General features: G+C 60.2%; 22 protein-coding genes and 2 pseudogenes. 13 read left to right on the top strand and 11 right to left on the bottom strand.

Features of this window, described 5'->3' with window-relative positions; all coding sequences use genetic code 11:
- Positions 1 to 6: 6 nt before the first annotated feature.
- Both ASE98_RS17145 and ASE98_RS27795 read right to left on the bottom strand, forming a co-directional pair.
- Positions 7 to 753: a LytR/AlgR family response regulator transcription factor gene (locus ASE98_RS17145; protein WP_060542524.1), complete on the bottom strand. Its 747-nt coding sequence runs from the start codon at positions 751 to 753 to the stop codon at positions 7 to 9.
- Positions 750 to 872 (bottom strand): annotated as a pseudogene (locus ASE98_RS27795) (sensor histidine kinase); the annotation flags it as partial. The gene ASE98_RS17145 and the pseudogene ASE98_RS27795, both read right to left, overlap by 4 nt.
- A 342-nt stretch (positions 873 to 1,214) precedes the next feature.
- On the opposite strand from ASE98_RS27795, the gene argH reads away from it, so the two are divergent.
- Positions 1,215 to 2,609 (top strand): argininosuccinate lyase, encoded by a 1,395-nt coding sequence (argH, locus tag ASE98_RS17150; protein WP_060542525.1) that lies wholly within the window; start codon positions 1,215 to 1,217, stop codon positions 2,607 to 2,609.
- Between the two features lie 103 nt (positions 2,610 to 2,712).
- Here the strand turns inward: argH and ASE98_RS17155 are convergent, their stop codons facing one another.
- Positions 2,713 to 3,372: a glutathione S-transferase family protein gene (locus tag ASE98_RS17155; RefSeq protein WP_060542526.1), complete on the bottom strand. Its 660-nt coding sequence runs from the start codon at positions 3,370 to 3,372 to the stop codon at positions 2,713 to 2,715.
- 125 nt (positions 3,373 to 3,497) lie between these two features.
- Here ASE98_RS17155 and ASE98_RS17160 point away from each other — a divergent pair, with 125 nt between their 5' ends.
- From ASE98_RS17160 to ASE98_RS17170, 3 genes are all read left to right on the top strand, one after another.
- Positions 3,498 to 3,782, top strand: coding sequence for a hypothetical protein (locus tag ASE98_RS17160; RefSeq protein ID WP_046039010.1), 285 nt, complete (start codon positions 3,498 to 3,500; stop codon positions 3,780 to 3,782).
- A gap of 336 nt (positions 3,783 to 4,118) precedes the next feature.
- Positions 4,119 to 4,364, top strand: coding sequence for a TIGR02647 family protein (locus ASE98_RS17165; RefSeq protein WP_060542527.1), 246 nt, complete (start codon positions 4,119 to 4,121; stop codon positions 4,362 to 4,364).
- Positions 4,365 to 4,558: 194 nt separating this feature from the next.
- On the top strand, positions 4,559 to 7,402 hold the full coding sequence (locus ASE98_RS17170; RefSeq protein ID WP_060542528.1) for a class I adenylate cyclase: 2,844 nt from the start codon (positions 4,559 to 4,561) through the stop codon (positions 7,400 to 7,402).
- 4 nt (positions 7,403 to 7,406) lie between these two features.
- Here ASE98_RS17170 and rnk read toward each other — a convergent pair whose 3' ends face one another.
- From rnk to cyaY, 3 genes are all read right to left on the bottom strand, one after another.
- Positions 7,407 to 7,817, bottom strand: coding sequence for a nucleoside diphosphate kinase regulator (gene rnk, locus ASE98_RS17175; RefSeq protein WP_060542529.1), 411 nt, complete (start codon positions 7,815 to 7,817; stop codon positions 7,407 to 7,409).
- A gap of 205 nt (positions 7,818 to 8,022) precedes the next feature.
- A complete protein-coding gene (locus ASE98_RS26065; protein ID WP_082457583.1) occupies positions 8,023 to 8,295 on the bottom strand; it encodes a DUF1289 domain-containing protein in 273 nt (90 codons plus the stop codon).
- A gap of 4 nt (positions 8,296 to 8,299) precedes the next feature.
- Positions 8,300 to 8,632: an iron donor protein CyaY gene (cyaY, locus tag ASE98_RS17180; protein ID WP_060542530.1), complete on the bottom strand. Its 333-nt coding sequence runs from the start codon at positions 8,630 to 8,632 to the stop codon at positions 8,300 to 8,302.
- 329 nt (positions 8,633 to 8,961) lie between these two features.
- Here cyaY and lptM point away from each other — a divergent pair, with 329 nt between their 5' ends.
- The 6 genes from lptM to ASE98_RS17205 are packed head-to-tail and all read left to right on the top strand — an operon-like array spanning position 8,962 to position 13,578.
- A complete protein-coding gene (gene lptM, locus ASE98_RS26075) occupies positions 8,962 to 9,135 on the top strand; it encodes an LPS translocon maturation chaperone LptM (protein ID WP_034147687.1) in 174 nt (57 codons plus the stop codon).
- Positions 9,136 to 9,147: 12 nt separating this feature from the next.
- The gene (lysA, locus tag ASE98_RS17185; RefSeq protein WP_060542531.1) at positions 9,148 to 10,395 is read left to right on the top strand and encodes a diaminopimelate decarboxylase; all 1,248 of its coding nucleotides are present in this window, start codon (positions 9,148 to 9,150) and stop codon (positions 10,393 to 10,395) included.
- Positions 10,396 to 10,399: 4 nt separating this feature from the next.
- Positions 10,400 to 11,230, top strand: coding sequence for a diaminopimelate epimerase (gene dapF / locus ASE98_RS17190; RefSeq protein ID WP_060542532.1), 831 nt, complete (start codon positions 10,400 to 10,402; stop codon positions 11,228 to 11,230).
- Positions 11,231 to 11,243: 13 nt separating this feature from the next.
- Positions 11,244 to 11,969, top strand: coding sequence for a DUF484 family protein (locus ASE98_RS17195; RefSeq protein ID WP_060542533.1), 726 nt, complete (start codon positions 11,244 to 11,246; stop codon positions 11,967 to 11,969).
- A gap of 2 nt (positions 11,970 to 11,971) precedes the next feature.
- Positions 11,972 to 12,871: a tyrosine recombinase XerC gene (xerC, locus tag ASE98_RS17200; RefSeq protein WP_060542534.1), complete on the top strand. Its 900-nt coding sequence runs from the start codon at positions 11,972 to 11,974 to the stop codon at positions 12,869 to 12,871.
- The gene (locus ASE98_RS17205) at positions 12,868 to 13,578 is read left to right on the top strand and encodes an HAD family hydrolase (RefSeq protein ID WP_060542535.1); all 711 of its coding nucleotides are present in this window, start codon (positions 12,868 to 12,870) and stop codon (positions 13,576 to 13,578) included. Before xerC ends, ASE98_RS17205 begins: the two co-directional genes overlap by 4 nt.
- A 188-nt stretch (positions 13,579 to 13,766) precedes the next feature.
- On the opposite strand, the gene sutA is transcribed toward ASE98_RS17205, so the two are convergent.
- From sutA to glnK, 4 genes are all read right to left on the bottom strand, one after another.
- The gene (sutA, locus tag ASE98_RS17210; RefSeq protein WP_060542536.1) at positions 13,767 to 14,087 is read right to left on the bottom strand and encodes a transcriptional regulator SutA; all 321 of its coding nucleotides are present in this window, start codon (positions 14,085 to 14,087) and stop codon (positions 13,767 to 13,769) included.
- 101 nt (positions 14,088 to 14,188) lie between these two features.
- On the bottom strand, positions 14,189 to 14,614 hold the full coding sequence (locus tag ASE98_RS17215; protein ID WP_060542537.1) for a secondary thiamine-phosphate synthase enzyme YjbQ: 426 nt from the start codon (positions 14,612 to 14,614) through the stop codon (positions 14,189 to 14,191).
- A 213-nt stretch (positions 14,615 to 14,827) separates the two neighbouring features.
- On the bottom strand, positions 14,828 to 16,165 hold the full coding sequence (locus tag ASE98_RS17220) for an ammonium transporter (protein WP_060542538.1): 1,338 nt from the start codon (positions 16,163 to 16,165) through the stop codon (positions 14,828 to 14,830).
- Between the two features lie 35 nt (positions 16,166 to 16,200).
- Positions 16,201 to 16,539 carry a P-II family nitrogen regulator gene (gene glnK, locus ASE98_RS17225; protein WP_002555808.1) on the bottom strand — a complete coding sequence of 113 codons (339 nt, stop codon included), beginning with the start codon at positions 16,537 to 16,539 and terminating at the stop codon, positions 16,201 to 16,203.
- 410 nt (positions 16,540 to 16,949) lie between these two features.
- Between glnK and ASE98_RS17230 the strand changes: the two genes are divergently transcribed.
- Together ASE98_RS17230 and ASE98_RS17235 are read left to right on the top strand one after the other, a co-directional pair.
- Entirely contained in the window at positions 16,950 to 17,210 is a 261-nt protein-coding gene (locus ASE98_RS17230; protein WP_060542539.1) for an accessory factor UbiK family protein, read from the top strand.
- Between the two features lie 215 nt (positions 17,211 to 17,425).
- Positions 17,426 to 18,919, top strand: a complete 1,494-nt coding sequence (locus tag ASE98_RS17235; protein WP_060542540.1) for a YifB family Mg chelatase-like AAA ATPase — start codon at positions 17,426 to 17,428, stop codon at positions 18,917 to 18,919.
- A gap of 22 nt (positions 18,920 to 18,941) precedes the next feature.
- Here the strand turns inward: ASE98_RS17235 and ASE98_RS17240 are convergent.
- A pseudogene (locus tag ASE98_RS17240) lies at positions 18,942 to 19,124 on the bottom strand (DUF4432 domain-containing protein); the annotation flags it as partial.
- A 133-nt stretch (positions 19,125 to 19,257) separates the two neighbouring features.
- Between ASE98_RS17240 and ASE98_RS17245 the strand changes: the two are divergent.
- Positions 19,258 to 20,646, top strand: a complete 1,389-nt coding sequence (locus ASE98_RS17245; RefSeq protein ID WP_060542542.1) for an SrfA family protein — start codon at positions 19,258 to 19,260, stop codon at positions 20,644 to 20,646.
- The last annotated feature ends 1 nt before the right edge of the window (position 20,647 follow it).

Consider the following 20,647-nt stretch of genomic DNA (forward strand, 5'->3'; position numbering starts at 1 on the left):
GGCGAATTAAAGCTGTTGCATCATTTTTCGCACGCCAGCTACATGGCGCCGGCTGACGATCAGGGCATCACCATTGAGGCCTTTGAGAAACAGCTGGAAATGCCCCAGGGGTGTGCGCTGCAATCGTTCGATGCGCTCACGGGCGACCAGGGCGTTGCGATGGATGCGCACAAAACGGTCGCCGAACTCGTCTTCAAGAGCCTTGAGCGGCTCATCGAGCAGCACTTCGCCGCCTTCGTGGCGCAAGGTCACGTATTTGTGGTCGGCAATGAAATAGACCACCTGATCCAGCGGAATCAGCTCGATACCCTTACGGGTCCGGGCGCTGATATGGCTGCGCGGGCCGCTGCCGCTGTCGGCAGCAGGGCGGGTCAGTGCGGCGAGCTGAGCGCGGTTGGGGCGTTCGGCTCTCTTTAATGCGTCATGTAACTGTTCAGTTCTCACAGGTTTCACCAGATAGCCTACGGCGCTGGCCTGTAAGGCTTCCACGGCAAATTCATCGGGCCCGGCGCAAAATACTACGGCGGGCGGTGTTTCGCGTTCGCATAAACGCGCGGCCACTTGCAGGCCATCGAGACCCGGCATGCGAATATCGAGCAACACGATATCCGGTCTATGGCTGTCAATCAGTGCCAAGGCCTCTTCGCCATTCGTGGCGCTGGGCTCCAGGACACTGTATCCCTCGAGTTCGCCAACCATTCGGCTCAGGCGCTCGCGGGCCAGGGTTTCGTCATCAACGATCAGGACATTCATATTGCGCTGGATTCCTGCGTGAGTCTCGCACAAGGATAGCGTAGACAGGTGAAGTGACGTCTGTCACCGCGATCCACGCTAAGACTAGCGCGAGCGTCAAAAAGTGCCGCGAATCCGGCGGCTAAATTTTCATCCGCCGGGCGATTGGCGGTCCATGCCCGCACTGGCGATACATCGCCAAAGGGTTTGTTGATACGCAATCTGAACACCCCCCCTCTTCTTATAGCCTGCAGCCGCACAAAGGAGTGCGCCGATCCTACTTTCCAACTGTAGACGGTTGGCGGGACGTTATTGCTCAATTGGTAAATATCGTGTTGCAAAATTGCACAGGACCTGGCCCGAGCGGGCTCGCATTGCGAAAAAAAACCGGTCGACCAGCGTCAACGCCAGCAATGACAACCCTGCTATTATCCGCGCCAGCGTTCCACGCCTTCTTACTTCAAGCCGATACGAGCGAATTCATGAGCACTGACAAGACCAATCAGTCCTGGGGCGGCCGCTTCAGTGAACCCGTCGACGCCTTCGTCGCCCGCTTCACCGCCTCCGTCACTTTCGACCAGCGCCTGTATCGCCACGACATCATGGGCTCGATCGCCCACGCCACCATGCTGGCCAAGGTCGGCGTACTGACCGATGCCGAGCGCGACAGCATTATCGATGGCCTGAAGACCATCCAGGGCGAAATCGAGGCCGGGCAGTTCGACTGGCGCATCGACCTCGAAGATGTACACATGAACATCGAAGCGCGCCTGACCGACCGCATCGGCGTCACCGGTAAAAAGCTGCACACCGGTCGCAGCCGTAACGACCAGGTCGCGACCGACATCCGCCTGTGGCTGCGTGACGAGATCGACCTGATCCTGGCCGAGATCACCCGCCTGCAAAAAGGCCTGCTGGAACAGGCCGAGCGCGAAGCCGCCAGTATCATGCCCGGCTTCACCCACTTGCAGACTGCACAGCCGGTGACCTTCGGCCACCACATGCTGGCCTGGTTCGAAATGCTCAGCCGCGACTACGAACGCCTGGTCGACTGCCGCAAACGCACCAATCGCATGCCTTTGGGCAGCGCCGCTCTTGCCGGCACTACTTACCCTATCGACCGTGAATACACCGCTCAACTGCTGGGTTTCGACGCGGTGGGCGGCAACTCGCTGGACAACGTTTCCGATCGCGACTTCGCCATCGAGTTCTGCTCGGCCGCCAGCATCGCGATGATGCACCTGTCGCGCTTCTCCGAAGAACTGGTGCTATGGACCAGCGCGCAATTCCAGTTCATCGATCTGCCGGACCGTTTCTGCACCGGCAGCTCGATCATGCCGCAAAAGAAAAACCCGGACGTGCCAGAACTGGTGCGTGGCAAGACCGGCCGGGTGTTCGGCGCACTGATGGGCCTGCTGACCCTGATGAAAGGCCAGCCACTGGCCTATAACAAGGATAACCAGGAAGACAAGGAACCGCTGTTCGACGCCGCCGATACCCTGCGCGACTCCCTGCGGGCCTTTGCCGACATGGTTCCGGCGATCAAGCCCAAGCACGCCATCATGCGCGAAGCGGCCCTGCGTGGTTTCTCCACCGCCACCGACCTGGCCGACTACCTGGTACGTCGTGGCCTGCCTTTCCGTGACTGCCATGAAATCGTCGGCCATGCCGTGAAGTACGGTGTGGACAGCGGCAAGGACCTGGCGGAGATGAGCCTGGAAGAACTGCGCAAGTTCAGCGACCAGATCGATCAGGACGTGTTCGCCGTACTGACCCTGGAAGGCTCGGTGAATGCCCGCAACCATATCGGCGGCACTGCACCGGCGCAGGTGAAGGCTGCCGTGGTTCGCGGCCAGGCGTTGCTCGCCAGCCGCTAAAGCTTCGCGGGCAAGCCCGCTCCCACAGGGTCAGGTGTATTCAACACTTTCCACTGTGGGGGCGGGCCTGCCTGCGACGACTGACTTCAGCACACTACAAACTTCACTTCCTGGACGCGATCATCGCCATAAATGCTGGCATCGCCGCTTCCTTGTCCGCTGCGATTTTCTGCACATTCGGGTTCTGCTCCAGCTTCTCCAGCAGCGCCTTGGCTGCCGGCAGTTCTGCCAACAGATCAATTCCAAACAACTTTTTGGCAACCGCACAGGCCAGCGGCACGCTGTAAAGGAAGTACAGATCCGCCACGCTCAGGCTTTCGCCGGCCACGTAAGGACTGAATTTTCCGTGGCGGCCCAGGGCCGCGATTCCCTGTAGCAGTTCGGCCCTGGTCTTTTCCTTGATCGCCTCTGGCACTGGCGTACCAAAAAACGCCTCGCCGTAGCAGGCACGGCCCGGCAGTTCGAGGTACAGCTCGATTTCCTTGGCCAACGCCAACACCTGCGCACGTTCGAATGGATCTGTCGGCAACAGCGGTGTGCCCTTCTGGCTCTGTTCGATGTACTCGAGAATCACGCTGGTCTCATTGATGAAACCCTGCTCTACCTTCAACACCGGGACCTTTCCACGCGGGCTGATAGCCAGTGCCTCGGGGCTGGTGCCTGCGTAAAAAGGCACTTCTTCAAATGGCAGGCCTTTTTCCAGCAGCGCCAGTTTGACCATGTTGTAGTAGTTACTGACGGAGAATCCATAAAGCTTGATCATCACAAAGCCTCCAGGCCGTGCGGGGGTTGGCGGTGCCTGTTTATAGAACGCCTGTGCGTTTCTTGCCAGCAGCATCACGCACCTGAATGCGGGTAAACTGGCCGCCTTTCCCTGAGGAGCCTGCCATGAGCGAGCCAACCGATATCGACAACGACGAAGAAGAGTTCGCCGAAAGCACCCTGATCCAGGCCATCGAAAACCAGATCGAAAGCGACAACCCTCCGGCGGCCAAAGCCACCTTCAACAAGCTGACGCTGGTGGGCTACGAGCGCGAAGAAATCCTTAATTTGATGGCCCACGTATTAGCGGTGGAAATCGACGCGATCCTCGAAGAAGACCGCGCGTTCAACACCGAATGGTACGAGGCGGCGCTGCGTGCGCTGCCAGAGTTGCCCCCGGAAAAGCAGTAGGCATCGACACCGATTCCTGTGGCGAGGGGGCTCGCCCCCCGTTGGGTCGCCAAGCGACCCTCCAACAATTTCGCGACTGCTGCGCAGCAACAACAGGGCGATTCGGCGTTCCTGCAGGCCCCCTCGCCACAGCGAAGCGAGCCTCACACAATTTGTTGCCAATCATGCCTGCCACCTTTCAGCCCCTGACTACACTGGGTAAACCCCGCTGCCTCGCAGCCGGCCGGGGAATGCATCCCAAGACAAAAAATCCCTGTCGCAAGCACTGGACATGCCGCGCAAGTGAGCTCACCTTAGTGGCGCTGTCGTCCAATTCCTAGAAAGTCTGGAGTCCTTATGTCGCTTACCCCTGAGTTGGTTGCCGAACTGGAAATCCTCGCACTCTTCAACCTGGACAGTTCCCAGGAAGGTTTGAAAATTCATCAGACCGCTGCTCCAAAAGCTATTGCCGCTGCCCAACGCCTGTTCGAAAAAGAATTGATCGATCAACCTGATGGCGGCTACCTGACCAGTCTGGGTCGTGACGCCGCGCAGAATGTGCAAACGCTCCTGACCATACTGAGCGTCCAGGAAACCGCCTGAATTTCACCGTATAGCCCACGGAAAACCACATCAGAGGATTTCCGCGGGCTTGCTCTTTGACCTGCCATCTGCAAGCGATGGAAATCTGACGTCAAAATCACAAAATCAGCTTAAAAATCCCGGAGCCGAGGCGCTACACTGCGACTCATCCCGAGATTCCTTCCTCCGAGCCCTGCGAGCCGGTTTGAGCTGACATGACGAGCAACCATGAAATCCGCCCCGATCTGGACGAGGGAATCGACCGCAAGGTACTCGGCCAGCTGCGAGCACGCTTTCTGAAGCTCAACGAAGGTCGTCTGGCACGGGCCATGGAAGGGCTGTCGACACGCCAGCAAGGGGTTTTGACCCTGCTGCCGCTGTTTTTTCACGTCAATCATCCGTTGTTGCCAGGCTACGTTTCAGGCAGTACGCCGGCCGGGCTGTCGAAATTCGAGCCCGATGCCAATGTCCTCGCCGAAGCCCAGCGCCTGACCCGGTCCTTTTCCTACAAGCCACGCCATGGCAGCAATCCGCCGCGACCGATTCACGGCCTGTTCCTGATGGGCAGCCTCGGCACCCTGGCACAGGCCGACCAGAGCGATATGGATGTATGGGTCTGCCACGCTCCGGATCTGAGCGAAAGCGAACTCAACGAACTGCGCAAGAAATGCCAGTTGCTCGAAACCTGGGCGGCCAGCCAGGGAGCCGAGGCGCACTTCTTCCTGATTGACCCGACCCGATTCGTGCGCGGCGAACGCGATACCCAACTGAGCTCGGAGGATTGCGGAACCACCCAGCACTATCTGTTGCTGGACGAATTTTATCGAACCGCCATATGGCTGGCCGGACGCACACCGATCTGGTGGCTGGTACCGGTCTACGAAGAATCGAGCTACGACCGTTACACGCACACGCTGCTTTCCAAGCGCTTCATCCGTGCCGATGAAACCCTTGACCTGGGCAATCTGGCCTTGATCCCGCCAGGGGAGTTTATCGGCGCCGGGCTTTGGCAACTGTTCAAGGGCATCGAGTCACCCTACAAATCAGTGCTGAAGTTACTGCTGACCGAGGTTTACGCCAGCGAACACCCCAGGGTCCACTGCCTGAGCCTGCGCTTCAAACAAGCGGTGTTCGCCAATCAGCTCGACCTCGACGAGTTGGACCCCTACATCGTGGTATACCGGCGCATCGAGGAATACCTCATCGCCCGTAACGAACCGGAACGCCTGGAACTGGTGCGCCGCGCGCTGTACCTGAAGGTCAACCGCAAACTGACCGGCACCAGTCGAGCCCAGAGCTGGCAACGCGCATTGCTCGAGCGCCTGGCCCGGGAATGGCACTGGGATCAACGTCAGCTGGCACTGCTCGATAGCCGCAGCCAGTGGAAGGTTCGCCAGGTCAGCTCCGAGCGCACGGCCCTGGTCAACGAACTCAATTACAGCTACCGCTTCCTCACCCGGTTCGCCCGCCATGAACAGACCGCCAGCCGCATCAACAAGCGCGACCTCAGTGTGCTGGGCCGGCGCTTGTACGCAGCCTTCGAGCGCAAGACAGGCAAGGTCGAATTCATCAATCCCGGTATTGCTCCGGACCTGGCCGAAGACACCTTGACCCTGGTGTATGCGCCAAACCGCAAAGAGCCCGGGCAAGGCCAGTGGGGTTTGTACAACGGCAGCCTGACGGCACTGGAGTGGGAACATTTTGCGCCGATCAAACGCAGCCGCCATTTGCTGGAACTGCTCACCTGGTGCCATCGCAACGGCGTGATCGACAGCAGTACCCGCCTGGCCTTGCACCCCGGCAGCAGCGATTTGAGTGAGTTTGAACTGTTCAACCTGCTCGGCAGCCTGCAACAGAGCATTGCCCTGCCCCTTGCCACTGTCGCCGAAGAGCCTTTGCTACGCGCCAGCGTGCCAAGCGAGGTGCTGATTCTGGTGAACGTCGGCGTCGACCCGCTCAAGCACCATCGTGATCTGAACATCCTGATGACCACCGAGCGCACCGACTCCCTGAGCTACGCAGGCGTGCGCGAGAATCTGGTCCTGACCCTGGATCAGGTCACGATCAACAGCTGGAACGAAGTGCTGGTCAGCCACCATGATGGCCCCAACGCCTTGCTCGACTGCATACGCGACTACCTCAACAATCTGCCGGTCGGTGCGCAACAGCCGAGGCTGCGAGTGCGGTGCTTTTGTCATAACCGCGCGCCATTCATCGCGCAGCGGGTGGAAGAAACCCTCGATACCGCACAGAACCTTCTACTGAGCCGACTCAACTACCGCTACCTGATTCAGGTCCAGCAGCACTACCACGTGCTGGAACTGATACCCGGCCAGGTCAATCACGTCGCCCTCGCCACGCTGTCAGCGCTGATCGACTATCTGGGTAAGGAGTTGACCCGCTACAGCCCGCTACACCTGGATGCCATGGCGCTGGAAGATCATGACCTCGCACTGTTGCTGCCGATGGGCCAGCCGGACTGCGTTCAAGTGTTCTATCGGGTCAATGAAGACCTGGTCGATCTTTACGTGCTCGATGAGTTCAATGCCCTGTGGCAGCAACGCCTGCCCTGGCACGATGAGCAAAGCCTGCTGGTGCCGTTGCAGCGGTTCCTGCAATCGATCCAATACCGGCGCGATGCCTTGTTGCCGATGGCCGCCGCCCAACCCCTGAATCTGGATACGTTGTATTGCCAATTATTGCCGTCTGGCCAAGGCAGGGCGCGCCGGATCGAACCCCGACCAGCACCGCAAACCCCTGCCAACAAAGCGTTTTACGATGTCCAGGCGATCATCGGCAAAGCCGCACCTGGCCAGGTGCGGGTGACGTTGTACTGCAATCAACGGGAATTTTCGGAGTTGGAGCATGGCAACCAACTGTTCAGCGCGGTCGCCCGGGAAATCATCGGGCAGCGCCGGGAAACCGAACGCTACCGCTGCTATATCACCGACCTGGACCTCTCAGGCCTGCTCCGTGACGGGTCGGGATCCACTCATTTGTATCTGCGCTATAAAGCCGACCTGGAGCGCGCACTGAACGAGGCGCTCGATCAGGTCTGAGGGATCATTCCGGGAATGCGCCGCCATTGGCCGGCTGCGATTCGACTTCAAGCAGGGTCAGTTTCAGGGTCTTGCCGCCTGGAGCCGGCCAGTCGATATGCTGACCCACCTTCAGGCCCAGCAACGCGCTGCCCACTGGCGCCAGGATCGAGATCTTGCCTTCATCGGCGTTCGCGTCCTTCGGGTACACCAGCGTCAGGTGATAGTCCTTGCCACTGCCTTCTTCGCGACAGTGCACACGGGAGTTCATGGTCACGACATCGGCGGGCACTTCATCGTGACCAACCAGAGTATCGGCGCGATCCAGTTCGGTTTGCAGCGCGATAACGCCCGGCAGCGTGTCATCCAGGCTTTCGATCAGGCGCTCCAGACGTTGCACGTCCAGACGGGTAAGAGTGATGGAAGGTGCGGTCATGATCAGGGCAGACTCCTTTCTTCTGCACGAAAAAAGCAAAACCCCGCCAGAAGAAGACGGGGTTTTCACAAGCCTCGATGGGTTGAGGCGTATCCGGACACTATCACAGCTCAATAAATATACAAGCTGGGCGATCCAGCGGTCGCCAGGTCTTTCGTGGCGAGGTGGCTTGCCCCCGCTGGGTTGCGTAGCGCCCCCAGAATCTTTACGACTGCTTCGCAGCCGAACGGGGCGATGCGGCGTTCCGACAAGCCCCCTCGCCACAAAAGGCTTTACGATGGGCTGCCTGCTCACAAATCACCCGCCGGCGCTGATCATCGGCCGAGCGCCACTCGCGAATATCTTCGACATGGCGAAAACAGCCCAGGCAGACTTTCTGCTCGTCCAGGCGGCACACACCGCTGCATGGTGAAGGCACCGCCGGGCTGACATTGCTGTAAAGCGGTTTGGGTGCACGGACGGGGGTTGTTTCAGTCACGAAATTACAGGCCTTCGAAGTCGAGTTCGACGTCGGCCTGTTGCTTGACGATGCGCTCAAGCATTTCGCCCAACTGCTCTTCGCTCTTGTCACACATCCAGCGCTCGCTTTCTTCGTCGTAATCGAAGTGGAAGCCACCGGACACTGCCGCCAGCCACAGCTGACGCAGCGGCTCCTGACGACTGAAGATCAGTTGGCTGCCGTTTTCAAACTTTACGGTCAGTACACCCGCCGAACTCTCCAGGTCGATATCCAGGCCACTGTCATCAAAGATGTCCTCCAGCGTCTGCTGTGTGGCATCGACCAGGTCATGGAAACGCGCTTCGGACAAACTCATTACGGCAACCTCAAAAAGTGTCTGATCAGGCTCAAGCGCCGCAAGATACGACCGAGCCCCGTCGATTGCAAAGAATAACGAATAAGCGCCATACCAGCACATCCAACACTGATCCCTGTGGGAGCGGGCTTGCTCGCGAATGCGGCGTATCAGGCAGCATCAATGTCGACTGACACTACGCCTTCGCGAGCAAGCCCGCTCCCACAGGGGATCGCAACTGGCCTGCCGACATCAGCCAGACCCCGCCGGACGGGCGGTCCGTTGCATAGGCAAGCTGACGGGTGGCCGGTATACTCCGGCGCAATTAACGCATTTTCAAGGATTTCGCCATGAAGCGCCTGATCTCTTCCCTTGCTGCGCTCCTCGCGGTTGCCTGCCTTGTGTCGGCCTGCGGTCAAAAAGGCCCGCTGTACCTGCCCGATGAAGACCAGGACCCTGCCGAGCAGGCTCAGTCCTCGCAAAAGCAGCCGTCCAAAGCACACAAGCACGACGTCTACCAATAATAAGGGAACCTCATGGACGCTTTTAACTACCGTGACGGTGAACTGTTCGCCGAAGGTGTCGCCCTGTCTGCCATCGCCGAGCGCTTTGGCACACCGACCTACGTTTACTCGCGCGCGCACATCGAAGCCCAGTACCTGGCCTACGCCGATGCGCTGGCCGGCATGTCGAGCCTGGTTTGCTTTGCCGTCAAAGCCAACTCCAACCTGGGCGTACTGAATGTCCTGGCGCGCCTTGGCGCCGGTTTCGACATCGTTTCCCGTGGCGAGCTCGAACGTGTTCTGGCTGCCGGCGGCAGCGCCGACAAGATCGTCTTCTCCGGCGTCGGCAAGACCCGTGACGACATGCGTCGCGCACTGGAAGTCGGCGTGCACTGCTTCAACGTCGAATCCACCGACGAGCTGGAACGCCTGCAAGTGGTCGCCGCCGAGCTGGGCGTTCGCGCGCCGATATCGCTGCGCGTCAACCCGGACGTCGATGCCGGCACTCACCCGTACATCTCCACCGGCCTCAAAGAGAACAAGTTCGGCATCGCCATCGCTGACGCCGAAGACGTGTACGTGCGTGCCGCGCAGCTGCCGAACCTGGAAGTGGTTGGCGTCGATTGCCATATCGGCTCGCAACTGACCACCCTGCCACCGTTCATCGATGCCCTCGACCGCCTGCTGGGCCTGGTCGACCGCCTCGGCGACTGCGGTATCTACCTGCGCCACATCGACCTCGGTGGTGGCCTGGGCGTACGTTATCGCGACGAAGAACCGCCACTGGCTGCCGACTACATCAAGGCCGTGCGCGAGCGCCTCGACGGTCGTGACCTGGCACTGGTATTCGAGCCGGGCCGCTTCATCGTGGCAAACGCCGGCGTGCTGCTGACCCAGGTCGAGTACCTAAAGCACACCGAGCACAAGGACTTCGCCATCGTCGACGCGGCCATGAACGACCTGATCCGCCCGGCACTGTATCAAGCCTGGATGGACGTCACCGCCGTACGCCCGCGTGACACTGCTGCCCGCGCCTACGACGTCGTCGGCCCGATCTGCGAGACCGGCGATTTCCTGGCCAAGGATCGTCAGCTGGCCCTGGAAGAAGGCGACCTGCTGGCTGTGCATTCGGCCGGCGCCTATGGGTTTGTCATGAGTTCCAACTACAACACCCGTGGCCGCGCCGCCGAAGTGTTGGTGGACGGTGATCAGGCATTTGAAGTGCGTCGCCGTGAAACGGTAGCCGAGTTGTTTGCTGGCGAAAGCCTGCTGCCGGAGTAAAACCATGCTGCTGCGTTTTACCAAGATGCACGGCCTGGGCAACGACTTCATGGTCCTTGACCTGGTCAGCCAGCACGCGCATATCCTGCCCAAGCACGCCAAGCAATGGGGCGACCGGCATACCGGCATCGGCTTCGACCAGTTGCTGATCGTCGAGGCGCCGAGCAATCCGGACGTGGATTTCCGTTATCGGATCTTCAATTCCGACGGCTCGGAAGTGGAACAGTGCGGCAACGGTGCGCGCTGCTTCGCCCGCTTCGTCCTCGACAAGCGCCTGACCGCAAAACGGCAGATCCGCGTCGAAACCAAAAGCGGCATCATCGAGCTGGATGTGCGCAACGACGGGCAGATCAGCGTCAACATGGGCGCCCCGCGCCTGGTACCGGCCGAGATTCCATTCCAGGCTGCGGATCAGGCCTTGAGTTACCAGGTCGACGTCGATGGCAACCCGGTCGATCTGGCCGCCGTATCGATGGGCAACCCCCATGCCGTACTGCGCGTCAGCGACATCAACAATGCACCGGTGCATGATCTGGGTCCGAAAATCGAGCATCACCCGCGCTTCCCGGCGCGGGTCAATGTCGGTTTTCTCCAGGTGATTGACCGCAGCCGCGCGCAGTTGCGCGTCTGGGAGCGCGGGGCCGGGGAAACCCAGGCCTGCGGTACCGGCGCCTGTGCCGCCGCAGTGGCCGCGATCAGCCAGGGGTGGATGGATTCGCCGCTATTGATCGACCTGCCTGGCGGGCGCCTGTCCATTGAGTGGGCAGGCCCTGGCCAACCGGTGAAGATGACCGGCCCGGCAGTCCGCGTATACGAAGGACAAGTGCGTCTTTGAGCGAGCGAAATCCATGACCGACAAGCCTCAGGTACCCGCACGAAAAGCCGACGAATCTGCGCCCGAAAGCCTGGAGGCGGCGGCTGTTGCCGCGTACCTGGAGGCTCATCCGGACTTTTTCATCGAGCACGAAGAACTGCTCCCGGCCTTGCGTATTCCCCATCAGCGCGGTGACACCATTTCTCTGGTGGAACGGCAGATGACCATCCTGCGCGACCGCAACATCGAGTTGCGTCATCGCCTCTCGCATTTGATGGATGTGGCCCGCGACAACGACCGGCTGTTCGAAAAGACCCGCCGCCTGATCCTTGCGCTGATGGACGCCACCAGCCTCGAAGACGTAGTGATCTGCGTCGAAGACAGTCTGCGCCAGGATTTCCAGGTGCCCTTCGTCAGCCTCATCCTGCTGGGCGACAACGCCATGCCAGTCGGCCGCTGGGTCACCCACGCCGAAGCGCAGGTGGCCATAGGCGGTTTGCTCTCGGAAGACAAAAGCGTCAGCGGCAGTCTGCGTGAGCATGAACTGGACTTCCTGTTCGGTGAGGATCAGCGCAAGCAGATCGGCTCCACCGCCGTCGTCGCCATCAGCCATCAGGGCATCCACGGTATCCTGGCCATCGCCAGCCGAGATCCACAGCAATACAAAAGCTCAGTAGGCACCTTGTTCCTGAGCTACATCGCCGAAGTCATGGGCCGCGTGCTGCCACGGGTCAACAGCAACCTGCGCTCGGTACGCTGACCATGGAACGGCAACTGGACGCTTACTGCGAACACCTGCGCAGTGAGCGGCAGATGTCGCCGCACACTTTGTCGGCTTACCGCCGCGACCTCGATAAAGTGCTCGGCTGGTGCGTCAAGCAAAACATCGACAGTTGGGCGGCGCTGGATATCCAGCGCCTGCGCAGCCTGATCGCCCGCCTGCATGCCCAAGGCCAGTCGTCCCGCAGTCTGGCGCGTTTGCTGTCGGCGGTCCGCGGGCTCTATCACTACCTCAACCGCGAAGGCCTGTGCGATCACGACCCGGCCAATGGTCTCGCGCCACCTAAAGGCGAGCGCCGCCTGCCGAAGACCCTCGACACCGACCGCGCCTTGCAACTGCTTGAGGGTGCAGTGGAAGATGACTTTCTGGCCCGTCGTGATCAGGCGATCCTGGAACTGTTCTACTCTTCCGGGCTGCGACTTTCGGAGCTGACCGGGCTGAATCTCGACCAGCTCGATCTGGCCGACGGGATGGTCCAGGTGCTCGGCAAAGGCAGCAAGACCCGGTTGCTACCCGTGGGGAAAAAAGCTCGTGAGGCGCTGGAACAGTGGCTGCCATTACGAGCCCTGGCCCACCCGGCGGACGATGCAGTGTTTGTCAGCCAGCAAGGCCAGCGCCTGGGCCCACGGACGATCCAGCGTCGGGTCAAGGCAGCCGGCGAACGCGAACTGGGGCAGAACCTGCACCCACACATGTTGCGACACTCTTTCGCCAGCCACATGCTGGAGTCTTCCCAGGACCTGCGGGCCGTACAGGAATTGCTCGGTCACTCGGACATCAAGACCACGCAAATCTATACCCACCTGGATTTCCAGCACCTGGCAACGGTCTATGACAGCGCCCACCCACGAGCCAAACGCATGAAAGGCGATGATTCATGAGCATTCAGTTGATCACCTTCGATCTCGACGACACCCTGTGGCACACCGCTCCGGTGATCGTCAGCGCCGAAGCCGTTTTGCGTGAATGGCTGAGCGAACATGCTCCCGCCCTGGGGGCGGTGCCGGTGGAGCATCTGTGGGCCATTCGCGAACGCATCCTGAGCATCGAGCCGAACCTCAAGCATCGCATCAGCGCCCTGCGTCGACGGGTGTTGTTCCAGGCGCTGGAAGAGGCCGGTTACGCTCACGCAGTGGCGTCCGACCTGGCCGACCAGAGTTTCGAAGTGTTTTTGCATGCCCGCCACCAGCTGGAAATTTTCCCGGAGGTGCAACCGACGCTGCAAGTACTGGCCAACCATTACACCTTGGGCGTGGTCACCAACGGCAACGCTGATATCCGGCGCCTGGGGCTGGCGGATTATTTCAGGTTTGCGCTGTGCGCCGAAGACATCGGCATCGGCAAACCGGATGCGCGATTGTTCCATGAGGCGTTGCAGCGTGGAGACGCCACTGCCGAGACGGCAGTACATATTGGCGACCATCCGGGCGACGACATTGCCGGTGCCCAGCAAGCAGGGCTGCGGGCGATCTGGTTCAACCCGGCGGGCAAGGCCTGGGAAGCCGAGCATCTGCCGGATGCAGAAATCCGCAGCCTGACCGAGTTGCCGGCGTTGTTGGCGCGGTGGAACCCCAGACACCCGGCCTGAAATCACACACACCCCCTATGGTAGCGAGCCTGCTCGCGATGAGGCCGTCACATTCAAAATTGATCCTGCCTGACCCACCGTTATCGCGAGCAAGCTCGCTCCCACAAGGAGATTGTCGGCGTATCCTCGATTTTCAGGCATGAAAAAGCCCGCAGCGACGGCGGGCCTTTTCAGTAAGCAAGACAGCCTCAAATAGGCCGGCTGCCGTACTTGTTGTCAGGCTTCTTGGGAGGATCGGCGACCACATTGGCCTCCACTTCCTGCACCTTGCCGCCGCGAGCCAGGAACTCTTCCATGGCCTTGGCCAGGGCGTCTCGTTCCTTGTTCTTGGCTTCGACACTCGGCAGCTCATCGACCGATACCGCTGCCTTGGCTTTGCCTTTGGCGGTCGGAACGGGCGCATCACCGCCGTCGTCTTCAGCGACGTCTTCCGCCGCTGCTTCCAGACCTTCTTCGGTTTCGTCGTCGCCTACTTCGAGGTCGTCGTTTTCCAGATCATCGTCGCTCATGTTCTACCTCATGACTTGCGAAAAGCAGATTAGTTATAGCCCAGCTTTGCCCTATGTCGAAGGCTGCCGGAAAAAATTCAACAACCGCTGCTGACCAGCGGTTATGCCCCTTCACCGTGCACGGTGGCGAGGACTTTACGAGCACCGCCATGATCACGGTGCTCGCCCAGATAAACGCCTTGCCAGGTACCCAACGCCAGCCTGCCTGCCGCAATCGGCAAACTGAGCTGACAGCCAAGCACGCTGGACTTGAAGTGCGCCGGGAGGTCGTCCAGGCCTTCGTCGTTATGCTCATAGCCGTCTGTTCCTTGTGGGATCAGACGATTGAAAAATCGTTCGAAGTCGCGACGTACCGCCGGATCGGCGTTCTCGTTGATGGTCAACGACGCCGAGGTATGCTGCAGCCACAAGTGCAACAGACCGACCCGACACGCCTTGAGTTCAGGCAGGCCGGCGAGTAACTCGTCCGTTACCAGATGAAAGCCCCGGGGCCTCGCCCGCAGGGTAATCAGAGTCTGTTGCCACATACAGTTCTCCGCACGTTCGGGGCGCATTCTAGCGTGCTCTGGGAAAAAACAAAGGCCCTAATATTCCTTCAATCATGTAAGCCTTCGACCGCACAAAAACACCGGACATCGACGACATACAACTTGCAGGTAAAAACCCTTCAGCCGCTAGTTGAATGACTAATTCCAGACAAAAAAATGCCCGGCAAGCCGGGCAAGTTTTCATACGCTTGCTTACAAGTTGTAGCCGCGCTCGTTATGAAGCGCCAGATCGATGCCGACCGCCTCTTCTTCTTCGTTGATGCGCAGGCCCATGACCGCGTCCAGCACCTTGAGAATGATGTAGGTAGCGACTGCGGTGTAGATCACCGTGAAGCCCACGCCTTTGCACTGAATCCAGACTTGTGCAGCGATGTCGGTCACGGTGCCGAAGCCACCCAGGGACGGTGCAGCGAACACACCGGTCAGGATTGCGCCGAGAATGCCGCCGATACCGTGGACGCCAAACGCATCCAGGGAGTCGTCATAGCCGAGCTTGCGTTTCATCGTGGTAGCGCAGAAGAAGCACACCACGCCAGCCGCCAGACCGATCACCAGTGCGCCCATCGGGCCAACGGTGCCAGCTGCCGGAGTGATGGCTACCAGACCGGCGACCACACCCGAAGCAATGCCCAGCGCGCTTGGTTTGCCGTGGGTGACCCACTCGGCGAACATCCAGCCCAGTGCCGCAGCAGCGGTTGCGATCTGGGTCACCAGCATCGCCATACCGGCAGTGCCGTTGGCCGCAGCGGCGGAACCGGCGTTGAAACCGAACCAGCCGACCCACAGCATGGCCGCGCCCATCAGGGTGTAACCGAGGTTGTGCGGAGCCATCGGGGTGGTCGGGAAGCCTTTACGCTTGCCCAGCACCAGGCAGGCGACCAGACCGGCCACACCGGCATTGATGTGCACCACGGTGCCGCCGGCGAAGTCCAGCACGCCCCAGTCCCACATCAGGCCGCCGTTGCCGGACCAGACCATGTGCGCGATCGGTGCATACACCAGGGTGAACCACACACCCATGAAGATCAGCATCGCGGAGAACTTCATCCGCTCGGCGAAGGCACCGACAATCAGTGCCGGGGTGATGATGGCGAAAGTCATCTGGAAGGTGATGAACACCGCTTCAGGGAACAGCGCCGCAGGGCCGGTCAGGCTCGAAGGCGTAACACCGGCCAGGAAGGCCTTGCCCATGCCACCGAAGAACGAGTTGAAGTTGACGACGCCCTGCTCCATGCCCGTGGTGTCGAACGCGATGCTGTAGCCATAAATGACCCACAGGACGCTGATCAGACCGGTAATGGCGAAGCACTGCATCATCACGGAAAGAATGTTTTTGGAACGAACCATGCCGCCGTAGAACAGCGCGAGGCCAGGAATGGTCATGAACAGCACGAGGGCTGTCGAGGTCAGCATCCAGGCGGTGTCGCCGGAGTTGAGGACTGGGGCCGCCACTTCGTCTGCCGCCAAAGCAAGGCTGGGCATTACGATGGACAACAGGGCTCCTAGCCCTGCGAATTTACGCAGAGTCATATTGTTTTCTCCTGGGGCGTTGGGTTTGTAGCGGCTTAGATCGCGTCGGTATCGGTTTCGCCGGTACGGATGCGAATCGCCTGTTCCAGATTGACCACGAAGATCTTGCCGTCACCGATCTTGCCGGTGTTGGCGGCCTTGGTGATGGCCTCGATGACCCGGTCCAGATCCTTGTCGTCGATGGCGACGTCGATCTTCACCTTTGGCAGGAAATCGACCACGTACTCCGCGCCGCGATACAGCTCGGTGTGACCCTTCTGCCGACCGAAGCCTTTGACCTCAGTGACGGTAATGCCCTGCACGCCGATCTCGGACAGCGACTCGCGTACGTCGTCCAGCTTGAACGGCTTGATGATGGCAGTGACTAGCTTCATGAAAACTCTCTCCCGAATTTGGTGGACTTGCCCCAGGAAAACAAACCCGTCTCAAGTCTAAGCGCAGTGCCTGGCTTTGTAACGCATCGTCGGCCCTGACCTGCCCGTCCGACGCCCCTCACGAAACACTCCCCCGCTTCGCTTGGCGCACTGCGTTCGTCACAGTGACTGCATCAGTGCATGGGTCATCAGGGTCTAAGCAGAAAGCTTGCCATCTCCACAAAAACTACTGTTTTCAAGCCTTTACCCGCAGATGACTGCTTCTTCGCCACAACACGCGACGCGATACGCACAACAACGGTGCGACACCGTCCGTCCATATGCGCGAAAAGCGTGCATCCCTTGCCCGCGCAAATGACTATAGATGCTGCGTGATACACTGCCCGCCATTGCTATCAGGACATTTCCCCATGCTCGCGCCCAAAGACTTCCTCGACGCCCTGAGCGGCACCGCCTCCCGCCTCTTCAGCGGTGACACCCCGCTGCCGAAAAGTGAAATCGAAAGCCAGTTCAAAATGTTGCTGCAGAGCGCCTTCAGCAAACTGGATCTGGTCAGCCGGGAAGAATTTGATAGCCAGATGGTTGTATTGGCGCGGACCAGGGCACGGCTGGAGGCACTCGAAACGAAAGTGGCGGAGATGGAAGCGAAGCTCACTCCACCCACCGAGTAAACACCGCGATCCCTGTGGGAGCTGGCTTGCCAGCGATAGCGCCCTCAAGATCGCCATCGCCAGCAAGCCGGCTCCTACAGCTTGTGCGATGGAGCGGTGGTATCAGCAACATCCTGAGAAAGTTTGTCTTCCCTGCCGCGACGCGAAAACCTCACCCCGCAACTACCCTTGAAAAACCCGCAGGAAGCGGCTCCCCGTCACCTCAAGGAACGACCATGTCCCTCTCCATCGTCCACAGCCGCGCCCAGATTGGCGTGGATGCGCCCGCTGTCACCGTTGAAGTCCACCTGGCCAATGGTTTGCCGTCACTGACCATGGTCGGTCTGCCAGAGGCAGCGGTGAAGGAAAGCAAGGATCGGGTGCGCAGTGCGATCATCAACTCAGGACTGCAATTTCCGGCGCGACGGATCACGCTGAATCTGGCGCCCGCAGATTTGCCCAAGGATGGCGGGCGGTTCGATCTGGCGATTGCCTTGGGGATTCTGTCAGCCAGCGTGCAGGTGCCGACGCTGACTCTGGATGACGTGGAGTGCCTGGGGGAGTTGGCGCTTTCGGGCGCGATACGTGCCGTGAAGGGCGTATTGCCGGCTGCGCTGGCGGCGCGCAAGGCCGGGCGGGTGCTGATGGTGCCACGGGCGAATGCCGAGGAAGCCTGCCTCGCGTCCGGGCTAAAGGTGATCGCTGTGGATCACTTGCTGCAGGCCGTGGCGCACTTCAACGGGCATACGCCTGTTGAGCCCTTCGTCTCCGATGGGTTGATGCACGCCAGCAAGCCCTACCCCGATTTGAATGAAGTACAAGGTCAGCAAGCCGCCAAACGGGCCTTGCTGATTGCTGCGGCGGGGGCGCATAACCTGTTGTTCAGCGGGCCGCCCGGCACGGGCAAGACGCTGCTGGCGAGTCGTTTGCCGGGCCTGTTGCCGCCCTTGGCCGAAAGCGAGGCACTGGAAGTCGCGGCGATTCAATCGGTCACCAGTTGTGTGCCGCTCAGCCATTGGCCACAGCGCCCCTTTCGACAACCACACCATTCCGCCTCAGGACCGGCACTGGTGGGCGGTGGCTCGAAACCACAACCCGGCGAAATCACCCTGGCCCATCATGGCGTGCTGTTCCTCGATGAACTCCCGGAGTTTGATCGCAAGGTATTGGAGGTGTTGAGAGAGCCACTGGAGTCCGGCCACATCGTGATTTCCCGCGCCAAGGACCGCGTACGCTTCCCGGCGCGCTTTCAACTGGTCGCCGCGATGAATCCCTGCCCCTGTGGATATCTTGGCGAACCGAGTGGCCGTTGTTCCTGTACGCCGGACATGGTTCAGCGCTATCGCAACAAACTGTCGGGGCCACTGCTGGATCGTATTGATCTGCACCTGACGGTTGCTCGCGAAGCCACGGCATTGAATCCTGCGTTAAAACCCGGCGACGACACTGCCACCGCCGCCGAGTCGGTTGCCGATGCACGGGAACGGCAACAAAAGCGCCAAGGCTGTGCCAATGCCTTTCTCGACTTGCCGGGCCTGCGCAGACACTGCAAGTTATCCACAACAGACGAAACCTGGCTGGAGACGGCGTGTGAACGACTGACCTTGTCACTGCGAGCGGCCCATCGACTGCTCAAAGTAGCGCGCACCCTTGCGGACCTTGAACAAGTCGATGAGATCAGACGCGAGCACTTGGCCGAAGCGCTGCAATACCGGCCAACAAGCCAGTAGCTCAAATTTGCAAGTGCTTTGTGACCGGCGAATCCCAGCCCATGCGCATATTGCCGATCCGGTCCTGCAAGACGTTCATGCCGCGAGTTGGCACCACCGAGAGTTTCATCGTGCCGTTATCGTTGTCGACGATGCTGGCGCCCTCCGCTCGAGCCTTCCCAAGCCAATTAAATTTGACCTTATGCAACCTCCGCACGCTTACGTTAGTCTCATACGGATTGAACCTCCGGCAGATTGTCTGCGATATCATAATGACATCAATGTCGCACGCTAAATGCAGGAGCAAGTACAGACACATTTGTCTGTCATTTTTGCGCAACGGATCGTATGGAGTTTGAATGCGCGGGGCACTATTACGCAGCGGTAAGAGCGGGTCATTCACTGCCCTCGGCGAAACAGGTCAACCGGTCTACCGGGCAGCCCTGCAATTGCGCGAAGCCATTCGCCGCAAGAACCCCGATTTGGTCGATCATCTGGCCATCCCTCAAAGCGATGAACTCGGCAACCAGATCGATTGGTACAGCGCCCTCGAAGGCGATGTGATTCCCTGGAGCAGCGCGACCGAAGAAGAACGCGCCCCTGCCCGTCGCCAGCTTGAATCGCTGAAAACTGCGCTCGAGGAATTGAGCCAGCGTTTCCTGGTCACTGATTCCGGCGAACCGCAGCAAGGCGACAAAGCCGTGTTCGGCAAGCTGCTCAAGCGCGTCATTCATTTCCCCGACGAAAACTTCGTCTACCTGGTGCAAGGCAAACCCGTGCTCACCTTTTGGGGTTTCGAGCATGCCGGCACCGGCATTGGCGATCCATTGCACTGCCTCTATCAGATTCCGCCCGCGTTCACGCCGCCACCCGCGGTCGAAGCGCCTGTTGTGGCGCCCGTCGTGCCGGTGGTTGCTCGTCCATGGTGGCGCCGCTGGTGGTGGCTGTTGCTGCTGCCGCTCCTGCTGCTGCTTTTGTGGTTGTTGCTCGGCCTGCGCGGTTGCGTGCCGATTCCGTCGGTGGCAGTAGACCTGCTGCCTGAGGGCATCGTGCCGGTGGAAAAACAACTGGAAGATCCGAAACTGCCTGGCAATGTCACGACGTTGAATGGCGTTCCGGTGAACGGCACTGTCGTGGGCTCCACCACAGGAACTGGCACCGCTGTGACCGGAACTCATGGCGTGGAAGCGCCGGCGGTCGAAGGTAGCGAGGCTGACGCAGCACCCACCGGCGTGACCCAAGACCCGGCCAAAGACCCGGCAGCGGACCCTGCCGCCGAATCGCCAACCACACCACCCGAAAACAAAACCGCGCCGCCGGATATCACATCACCCGAGGCCGAAAAACCTGCGGCCCCAAAAGCCGGCCCTCCCCTGAGCATCCCGCCAGACGCCGCCGACGGTGCCGCCAAGTTCCTCGACGGTCAGTACAACGCAGGCGCCGGGATACAAGACCGCCGGACCGGCAAACCGCTGCGTCTGGAATACCAGCTCAAGGACGGTAAGGGCCAAGTCACCGTACACCAGGCCGACGGTTCCAAATGCAGCGGGCCGGTAAGCGCTACCATGAAGGGTGGCAGCCTGGCCATCGACAGCCAGGGCCAGGCCGTTTGCGGCGATGGCAGCACTTACGACATGCCCAAGGTCAACTGCCGCCCAGGGGCCACCACGGTCGCGGACTGCACTGGCGGTTACGGAAAAGAACAATTCCCCATGTCCATGCGGCAAGCGGCCGAAAAAACGGAATAAC

It is taken from the genome of Pseudomonas sp. Leaf48, assembly GCF_001421885.1.
Taxonomy (GTDB): domain Bacteria; phylum Pseudomonadota; class Gammaproteobacteria; order Pseudomonadales; family Pseudomonadaceae; genus Aquipseudomonas.